This is a genomic window from Endozoicomonas sp. SESOKO1, assembly GCF_024606265.1.
In the GTDB taxonomy this organism is placed as follows: Bacteria; Pseudomonadota; Gammaproteobacteria; order Pseudomonadales; family Endozoicomonadaceae; genus Endozoicomonas.
On the sequence record NZ_JAHHPP010000106.1, the window covers coordinates 1 to 8,743 of the forward strand.

Below are 8,743 nucleotides of genomic sequence, written 5' to 3' on the forward strand. Positions count from 1 at the left end.
ATGACGGCACCTTGTGGCATGACGGCACCTTGTGGCATGACGGCACCTTGTGGCAAAGCACCATCGCTGACATAGTGCTCGGTCAAGGCAGCAACTGCACCTGCCGCCTGGGCCTGTGCCAGGTAATCGTGTCCATCAAAACGGGGACCTTTAATGGCAATAAAAAGGTCACCCGGTTGCAACGTTCGGGTATCAATGCTGACACCGGTTACCGACAACTCGTCACCCGGAAGATCATGCAACTGACCTTTCACAATCCCGGCAACAACGGATAGGGGCATCGATTCAATCATCCCTGAACTTCCTCTTGAACATTCTGTGACTGAACACTTCGCCATTGAGACTGCAAAACCAACTGCACCTGCTCTGCATCATCGAAGTGATGTCGAACACCATGAATTTCCTGATAGTTTTCATGCCCCTTGCCCGCGATCAAGACAATATCGCCAGTTCTGGCGGAAGCAATTGTGGTACGGATGGCTTCAGACCGGTCAGCGATAACCTGAATACACCGAAGATCATCCTGTGCAATACCGTCCAGTGCATCAGCAGTAATCTGAAGGGGATCTTCAGTCCGGGGGTTATCACTGGTCAGCACGGCCCTGTCCGCCCCCTTCAGGGCGGCTGCCGTCATCAACGGTCTTTTCCCCCTGTCCCGGTCACCACCGCAACCATATATACAGACAATATTCCCGGCGCCTTGTTCGCCATCTTTTGCGGAACGCTTGATTTGAGAGCGGTGCTCACGCAGTGCAGAAAGAACACTCTCAATGGCATCCGGCGTATGGGCATAATCAACCAGCACCAGGGGCTGACTGTCACCACCAAACTGCTGCATCCTGCCCGGAGGGGCAGAAATTACCGGAATGGCAGCCAGAAGGCGATCAAGTGAATACCCCTGGACACCCAACGCAGCAATGACCGCCAACAGATTTTCCAGGTTAAAACGGCCCAGTAATGAGGTGACCAACGTTCCCTCTCCCCAGGGCGTATGGATGGTTGCCCTGAAACCCTGGGGTAACGTCTCAATATCACTGAGATAAACATCTGCCGAAGTATCTTCCAGGGACCAGGTCGTAACATTGGCATCTGCAGGGCAGGACGAAAGCATCAACGGTGAAAACTCATCATCTTTACCAATAACGGCATACTGGTAATTACACTCCGAAAACAACCTGGCCTTGGCCGCTGCATAGTTCTCCAGGGAACCGTGATAGTCCAGATGATCACGACTGATATGGGTAAACAGCGCCACCTCAAAAGAGACCCCTGATACCCGCCCCTGGTCAAGCCCATGGGATGAAACCTCCATGGCCAGGGCCTGCACACCATCAGCCACCAGTTGCCCCAGGAACTTTTGCAGGGAAACAACATCACTGGTGGTGTTTAATGAAGCCTCCATCTGCCCCGGCAACCCGCGCCCTACAGTGCCCATCAATGCACAGGGCTTTTCCAGCTGCCCGAGGATTTCAGCGATAAACCAGCAACAGGAAGTTTTGCCATTGGTGCCGGTAACACCAATAATGCCCAGTTGTTCAGAAGGTTGCCGATAGAAATGATGAGCCAGGGATCCAACCTTGCCGCTCAGGCCCGGAACCATAAAAACAGACTCATAACCCGCAGCTGCAGACAGATCAAACCCTTCGCTATCGTCCACCAGCACCGCCGCTGCCCCTTTTTCCAGGGCATCAGCTATGTATTGGCGACCATCGGACTGAACCCCGGGAATCGCAATAAACAACTCACCCCCGGTAATCCTGCGACTATCGAGGGTCATATGATTCAGCTTCTTGTCTACCGCTACCACCGGTAGCTGCAGTTCGGCAAGCACGCCATTGAGAGTATTCTCTTGCTCAGCTGTCATTGCTTTTCGCTTTACCCTTCTTTCAACGGTGTAGTAACGCTTTTCTCATCCAGATCCAGCGCATAGGGAATAGATGCCATACGCTGGTCTGCACCCGGATTTTCCAAGCCGACAGGTTCAACCCCCAGTACTCGCAGTGCCCCAGCGGCCACCCTGGAGAATACCGGCGCTGCAATCAGACCGCCGTAATAGCTCTTTCCAGTGGGGTCATCAATAATGACAACCATGGCCAGCCGCGGATCATCAATAGGCGCCAAACCGGCAAACATGCCTATGTAGCGATCCTTGATATAACCGTTTGGCCCAACCTTTCTGGCCGTTCCGGTTTTTCCCCCGACCTCAAACGCATCGATCATCGCCCGGCCACCGGTTCCACCATGAACCACCTCACGAAGCATTTTCCTCAGGTCATCAGCAACCTGCTGATCCATCACCCGGACACCATCGGGCACAACATCCCGCTTGATCAGGGAAACAGGGCGCATCATGCCACCAGAACCAAGAACGGTATAGGCCTGAGCCAATTGCAAAGGGGTCACCGTCAAACCATAGCCGAAGGATAATGTGGCAATCTCAATATCACTCCAGCGATCCCGATAAGGCAAATAGCCAGGGCTTTCACCGGGAAAACCGGTTCCGGCACTTTGACCAAGGCCAACTCTCTGGAGCAAATCCAACACCTTGTCCGGGCCGATAGCCAGCGCCATTTTTGAAACCCCGACATTACTGGACTTTCTCAGCACAGTAGTAACATCAATAGCGCCGTAATTATTGATATCCTTTACCTGGTCCCTGCCCAGTCGCAGATAACCGGGTGCGGTATTGATCACTGAATCTTTGTGAAACTGACCAGACTCCAGGGCAGCCGCTACCGCAAAAGGCTTCAGTGTTGACCCCGGCTCGACCATATCCGTCACTACCCGGTTGCGCATTTTATGGGCCTGCATATCAGCCCGGTTATTGGGGTTATAGGCAGGCTGGTTGACCATCGCCAGAACTTCCCCGGTCTTGACATCAAGCATGATCAACGAGCCAGCTTTGGCCCTGTGCAGCTCAACCGCCTTTTTCAACTCACGATAAGCCATGTACTGAAGCCTCAGATCGATACTGAGCATCAGTTCCTTGCCGGGACTGGCACTTTTCATCAGCTCAGCCTGCCGGGCAAGCTGTCCCTTACGGTCCTTGAGAACCCGGCGCTGACCTGGCTCACCGGACAGCCATTCATTGTAGGCTAACTCCAGACCTTCCTGACCCGACTCATCAATATTGGTAAAGCCAACCAGATGAGCGGCCACCTCGGCAGCAGGGTAATAGCGCCGGTGCTCATTGATCGCCCCGACACCCGGCACTCTCAATGCCATGACCTTTGCCCCCTGCTCCGGAGTCAATTGTCGTTTAAGGTAGATAAAATCCCTGGTTTTGGCCGCTTGCACATGATCCGACAACCACTTATGAGTAACTCCCAACGCCTTTGCCAGAACCTGCCAGCGGTCACTGGCCTGATACAGCACTTCCGGGTCAGCCCAGATGGTCACCACAGGCGTGCTGACGGCCAGGGGATCGCCATTGCGGTCAAATATCACACCTCTGTGTGCCGCCACTGACTCATAACGGACAGAACGTTTATCGCCTTCATTTTGCAGAAACTGTCGATCCAGCAATTGCAAATCGACAATTCGGTAACCGATGGCCAGCCCCGCAATCAGCAGGACCGATTGCAGCATTTTCAACCGCCACTTCCGTACAAGGCTATTAACCACAAGGCCAATCCAGCCCCCGCCCCTGCCAGCCTTGTTCTCTGAAGCTGACCGGTTGTGCTGTGATACTTTGCTTCCCTGAACCCGCCCCTGATTCATGGCAGAACCATCTCTATCTCGCTGCTCTTTGGCACATCCATGCCCAGTTTCTCCCTGGCAATCTGCTCAATTTTTCCCGGCGATGTCAGTGTGCTGTGTTCCAGCAGCAACTTGCCCCACTCAACCTGCGCACTGTTTCTGTTCTCAAGTTCCTGCTGTATCTGGTTATGCAGAAGGCGATTTTCGTAGGAAACATAACCCACAGACAGTCCGGACAATACCACCAGCAACAGCAGCAAAAGGGCAGCACCATAAGCGCGAATAAGATGCATACACACCAGAAGACCGCTATCCATCATCAGGCCCATCATCAAACCAGCTTTTCTGCCACACGCATGACCGCACTTCGCGCCCTGGGATTTTCCTGCACTTCCTCCCTGGAGGGCTTAATCGCCTTACCCAGACTTTTCATACGCCGATTCAACTGGTCTTCTGTCACCGGCAGCCAGCTTGGCAGCTCGTCTCCCTTTTGGTGCCTGCGGATAAAGCGTTTTACAATTCTGTCTTCCAGCGAGTGAAAGCTGATAACCACCAACCGGCCACCGGGCTTCAATTTTTCCAGAGCCCGGTCCAGACATAGCACCAGATCATCAAGCTCACGGTTGATATGGATTCTGATGGCCTGGAACGCGCGGGTAGCCGGGTGCTTCCCCTTCTCTCTGGTCGGGCAGGCCGCAGCAATAATTTGTGCAAGACGGCGGGTGGTCAGAATCGGTTCAAGGTCCCTTTCACTGACAATGGCCCTGGCCATCCTCCGGGAAAAGCGGTCTTCGCCATATTCCCAGATTACCCGACTGATCTCCTGTTCTTCCGCCCGTGCCAGCCAGCCCGCTGCACTTTCTCCATCCTGGTGATTCATCCGCATATCCAGTGGGCCCTCTTGCATGAAGCTGAACCCTCTTTCAGGGTCATCCAGCTGGGGCGAAGAAACCCCCAGATCCAGCAATATTCCATCGACCAACTGGTCACCGTTTACTGAATCAACATCGGTAAAAGAACCATGACGAATTGAAAATCGTGCGTCCTCATTTTCCAGTTCAACACCCGTGGCAATGGCCGCCGGGTCTTTATCAATACCAATCAGCCGCCCCTGCTCTGTCAGGGAACTCAAAATCAAGCGACTGTGTCCCCCTCTGCCAAAAGTACCATCAACATAGATTCCGGAAGGATCAGTCAGCAACGCATCGACAGCCTCGTTGAGCAGCACTGTTTTGTGCACATGGTTAGCCACCTCATTGTCGAGAGCTACCATTGTACTGGCACCTTTATCACCAACATTACCAACACGATCTGACGATTTCATAAACCTTTCACAAAGCTTTCTTAACTCAGCCACACCAAAAAAAACCCAAAAAAACCAAAAACGATTTATAAAGAGAGCGACTGCAATTCCATCGGCATCTCTTCTGACTCACTGGCTTCTTTCAGGTATTGGTCACGGCGCTCGTTCCAGCAACATTCGTCCCAGAGCTCGAACTTCTTGCCCTGACCCAGCAAAATACTGCGCTTTTCAAGACCTGCGTATTCACGCAACAGTGGAGGGATAAGAATACGCCCATTGCCATCCAGCTCTACATCGGTGGCGTGTCCAATCAAGAGCCTCTGAATCCGGCGGGTCATTGGATGAAAACTGGGAAGTGCTTCAATTTTCTGCTGAATCAGCGTCCACTCGTCCAGTGGATAAATCAGCAAACAAGGTTCATCAGTGTCAATGGTTGCCACCAGGGCACCATCACAGCGATCCCGCAACACCTGCCGATAACGGGCTGGTATGGCAAGACGCCCTTTGGCATCCATATTAATGGCATTCACACCGCGAAACACTCTACCTTCTCCCTGGTCCCCGAACCCCTGAAAACCTTACGACACCCGCCACTTATAAAAAGCACTAATGAGAGCCAACTCCATTCAGCCACCCACTTTGCCCCACTTACTTTGTCCCACCAACTTGCCCCACAACAATCCACTTTACACCACTAAAGCACACTATAGGAATCTGGAAAACCCACGTCAAGCAGGGGTTCTACCTCTATCCCATCCAACATTGGACAACCCAATACAAGTACGGTTTGAAAAATTAATAGCAAGCGTCTGTATACAACGGGCAAACAAGGAATCTGCAAGGAAATTAAAGACCCATGGCTCGGCTTTTTTTAAAGGCTGCAACACCGGATGCAGAACGCTTTTATTGCGAAGAAGGCTAACAAGATAAACGCAGTCGATGTATAGATGGTGAGACAAAGCCTGAGACTGGGCTTGCGACAATATCCGGTGACAGTAGACGCCAGCAGAGTTACGAAAACAGTTACGAAAACAGTTACGAAAACAATCAGGAAATGCCAAAACCCAAGGGGAAAAAGAATCGCGAGCCGGCCTGTAAGCCGGGTTCTGTCCAGCCTGCCAGCGCAGGCCTGGGCAGTCATTCATCTGGGATGTCTGTCACCAGACACCTCAAGCAACCTACCCGAATCCAGTGCGGGTCACACCTACAGGATTCCTATTTGGTCTTGCTCCAGGCGGGGTTTACCGTGCCATGGACTGTTACCAGCCATGCGGTGCGCTCTTACCGCACCCTTTCACCCTTACCGGCCAGTTGCTTTTCAACCGAAGCTGACAAGAACACTGGCTTAGGCGGTCTGCTCTCTGCTGCACTTTCCGTAGGCTTTCGCCCCCCAGGCATTACCTGGCGCCCTACCCTCTGGAGCCCGGACTTTCCTCCCTCCATTCTGAATAAGAATGAACAGCGACTGCCCGGCCAGCTCGCGGCGGCGAATATTACTTGTGAAATCGTCAATAATCAACCGTAACAACAACCCACTCAGTTTCCGGATTGGCAAAAACCGTTATCCCTATCTCCACTTCCGGCAAAAAACAGGCAGAGCAGCTATTCCCCCTTCTTCATGTCCAAAGCCAATTCATAGAGGTCTTTCTTTCTCAGCCCGGTCAGATCAGCGACCACGGCAGCCGCTTTTTTAATGGGCAACTCCGGTAATAAGCGTTGCAGCATTTTTTCAATTTCCGGGCTGATTTCAGAACTGTCTTCCTCTTTATAGCCCTCGATCAGCACAACAAACTCGCCACGCTGCTGATTGGCATCCGATTGCACAATGGCCTGAATCTCAGACACCGTCCCAGTCATGACGGTTTCAAAGGTCTTGGTGATTTCCCGGGCGAGCGCAATATATCGGTCACCGCCAAGCACCGTTTCCAGGTCTTCCAGAAGTTCCAAAATACGATGTGGCGACTCATACACTCCCCATGTACTGGGAAAAGCCGCCAGGGATTCTATTCGCTTGCGACGCCCCGCCCCTTTGGCGGGCAGAAAACCCTCAAAATAAAAACGATCCGTGGGCAAACCACTGACCGACAGCGCAGCGATAAATGCACAGGCTCCGGGTACAGGAACCACCCGAAATCCAGCTTCTCTCACCGACCGGACCAGATAAAAGCCGGGGTCAGAAATTAACGGCGTACCGGCATCACTGATCAAGGCAACCGTTTCACCCGCCTGCATACGTCGAACAATCATCACGGCCTGATGTCGTTCATTGTGGTCATGACAGGGAATCAGCGGCGTATCAATACCGAAGTGATTCATCAGACGCTTACTGTGCCGGGTATCCTCTGCGGCAATAACGTCAACCTGACGAAGCACCTCTATTGCCCTGGGCGTCATATCACCCAGGTTACCCATGGGTGTAGATACTATAAAAAGAAGCGAGTCAGACATGACAGAAAAGGACCGATGTAATTTTTCAGGCGACATTTTATCATTTTGTTGCCCGAGTTGAATGAGAGATAGTCACCATTCATTAGTTCAACAATTCAACAACTCAACAACTAAACAACTTAACGGAACCTAATAATCATAGTGAGGTCGAATTTCGGTATTTATAGTTTATTTTGATAAGCATGAAAGCGACAGCATCAACTTACTCCCACCCAAAGCCGGTTTGCCGGGTTGACCAACAAACCGTTTCAAGCAGGATTACGAGTCGCCCCAGAAGTACATTTATCGGTGAAAGAATTTCAAACCATCAATTGCACAAAGGAAGAACCGCGGCCCCGGATGATGGCAAATGCATTGAGGATGCCTTTTGGAAAAGAAAACCATTACACGGTCGTCAAATCACCTCGGTCGGTGTGCTTAAAGCCTATAGAAATGACTGTACCTCCCTGAGAAGCGGCTTCTTCCTGCAAAAACTTTGCTTACAGAATATTCTACATGGCAATAGAAAGATTACCCCGGATCAGGTCATGCGAGAATTCAACCGGGAGCCAAATCGAACCAATATGCAGAAATTGGCAATAACACGTTTCAAAGCGGAATGTTGCCTGAGGGGCCTGCTGTTGAATGGCCGACGGGTCACACCGGATGCCGTGGTTAAAGGTTATCAGTCAGCCACAGCCACACTGGAGCTGGCCCGTTTCAAGCAAGAGTGTTGCCTGAGGCGCCTGTCGTTGAATGGCAGGGAAGTCACACCGGATAAGGTGCTTGGGGATTTCCCGGATAGTCCGGAAGGCAGACTGGGGATGGCACGCTTCAAAGCGGAGTGTTGCCTGAGAGGTCTGCTATTAAATGGCCAGCGTGTCACACCAGATGAAGTTATTGAGGATTTCCCGGATAGTCCACAAGGCAGACTGGGTATAGCACGCTTCAAACAGGAATGTTGCCTGAGGGGCCTGTTGTTAAATGGCCAGCAGGTCACACCGGATTCGGTGGCTAAGGATTACCAGGCAGTCAATGCAACACTGGAGCTGTCGCGCTTCAAAGCGGAATGCTGCCTGAGGGGCCTGCGGCTGAATGGCCAGCTGGTCACCCCGGATTCGGTGGTCAAGGAATATGAACGGTGTGACTGGTTGTACGATAGAGATTTTTTTTTGTGCTCATTTGCCATTGAATGCGAGACCTCAGTCAGAAAAGCTGGTGTCAGATCTTTAATCTTGAAAGAAAAGCTGATACGGGAAATGCCCTGAAAGCGATTGTTGACGTTGCCATCAATGACCTCGTATCCAGTCACCC

The 8,743-nt window shown here is 51.9% G+C and carries 8 protein-coding genes and 1 other RNA gene; 1 reads left to right on the forward strand and 8 read right to left on the reverse strand.

Annotation, left to right across the window (positions count from 1 at the left end):
• The 8 genes from KDK13_RS05750 to rsmI form a co-directional block, all read right to left on the reverse strand.
• The coding region (locus KDK13_RS05750; protein WP_257284003.1) for a Mur ligase domain-containing protein at nt 1-293 on the reverse strand (293 nt) is incomplete at its 3' end.
• Nucleotides 290-1,864 (reverse strand): UDP-N-acetylmuramoyl-L-alanyl-D-glutamate--2,6-diaminopimelate ligase, encoded by a 1,575-nt coding sequence (locus KDK13_RS05755; protein WP_257284004.1) that lies wholly within the window; start codon nt 1,862-1,864, stop codon nt 290-292. The genes KDK13_RS05755 and KDK13_RS05750, both read right to left, overlap by 4 nt.
• An 11-nt stretch (nt 1,865-1,875) precedes the next feature.
• A complete protein-coding gene (locus KDK13_RS05760) occupies nt 1,876-3,588 on the reverse strand; it encodes a peptidoglycan D,D-transpeptidase FtsI family protein (RefSeq protein ID WP_373692217.1) in 1,713 nt (570 codons plus the stop codon).
• Nucleotides 3,589-3,716: 128 nt separating this feature from the next.
• The gene (gene ftsL, locus KDK13_RS05765; protein WP_257284006.1) at nt 3,717-4,031 is read right to left on the reverse strand and encodes a cell division protein FtsL; all 315 of its coding nucleotides are present in this window, start codon (nt 4,029-4,031) and stop codon (nt 3,717-3,719) included.
• A complete protein-coding gene (gene rsmH, locus KDK13_RS05770; RefSeq protein WP_257284007.1) occupies nt 4,031-5,023 on the reverse strand; it encodes a 16S rRNA (cytosine(1402)-N(4))-methyltransferase RsmH in 993 nt (330 codons plus the stop codon). Before rsmH ends, ftsL begins: the two co-directional genes overlap by 1 nt.
• 65 nt (nt 5,024-5,088) lie before the next feature.
• On the reverse strand, nt 5,089-5,544 hold the full coding sequence (mraZ, locus tag KDK13_RS05775; RefSeq protein WP_257284008.1) for a division/cell wall cluster transcriptional repressor MraZ: 456 nt from the start codon (nt 5,542-5,544) through the stop codon (nt 5,089-5,091).
• 537 nt (nt 5,545-6,081) lie between these two features.
• Nucleotides 6,082-6,483, reverse strand: an RNA gene (rnpB, locus tag KDK13_RS05780) — RNase P RNA component class A.
• A 121-nt stretch (nt 6,484-6,604) separates the two neighbouring features.
• The gene (gene rsmI / locus KDK13_RS05785; RefSeq protein ID WP_257284009.1) at nt 6,605-7,450 is read right to left on the reverse strand and encodes a 16S rRNA (cytidine(1402)-2'-O)-methyltransferase; all 846 of its coding nucleotides are present in this window, start codon (nt 7,448-7,450) and stop codon (nt 6,605-6,607) included.
• Nucleotides 7,451-7,632: 182 nt separating this feature from the next.
• On the opposite strand from rsmI, the gene KDK13_RS05790 reads away from it, so the two are divergent.
• Nucleotides 7,633-8,697, forward strand: a complete 1,065-nt coding sequence (locus KDK13_RS05790) for a hypothetical protein (RefSeq protein ID WP_257284011.1) — start codon at nt 7,633-7,635, stop codon at nt 8,695-8,697.
• Nucleotides 8,698-8,743 lie beyond the last annotated feature (46 nt).

Excerpts from the sequence above, each read along its gene's own strand:
- KDK13_RS05755 (WP_257284004.1), bottom strand. The coding sequence starts at position 1,864 with ATGACAGCTGAGCAAGAGAATACTCTCAATGGCGTGCTTGCCGAACTG.
- ftsL (WP_257284006.1), bottom strand. The coding sequence starts at position 4,031 with ATGATGGGCCTGATGATGGATAGCGGTCTTCTGGTGTGTATGCATCTT.
- rsmH (WP_257284007.1), bottom strand. The coding sequence starts at position 5,023 with ATGAAATCGTCAGATCGTGTTGGTAATGTTGGTGATAAAGGTGCCAGT.
- KDK13_RS05790 (WP_257284011.1), top strand. The coding sequence starts at position 7,633 with ATGAAAGCGACAGCATCAACTTACTCCCACCCAAAGCCGGTTTGCCGG.
- rsmI (WP_257284009.1), bottom strand. The coding sequence starts at position 7,450 with ATGTCTGACTCGCTTCTTTTTATAGTATCTACACCCATGGGTAACCTG.
- KDK13_RS05760 (WP_373692217.1), bottom strand. The coding sequence starts at position 3,588 with ATGCTGCAATCGGTCCTGCTGATTGCGGGGCTGGCCATCGGTTACCGA.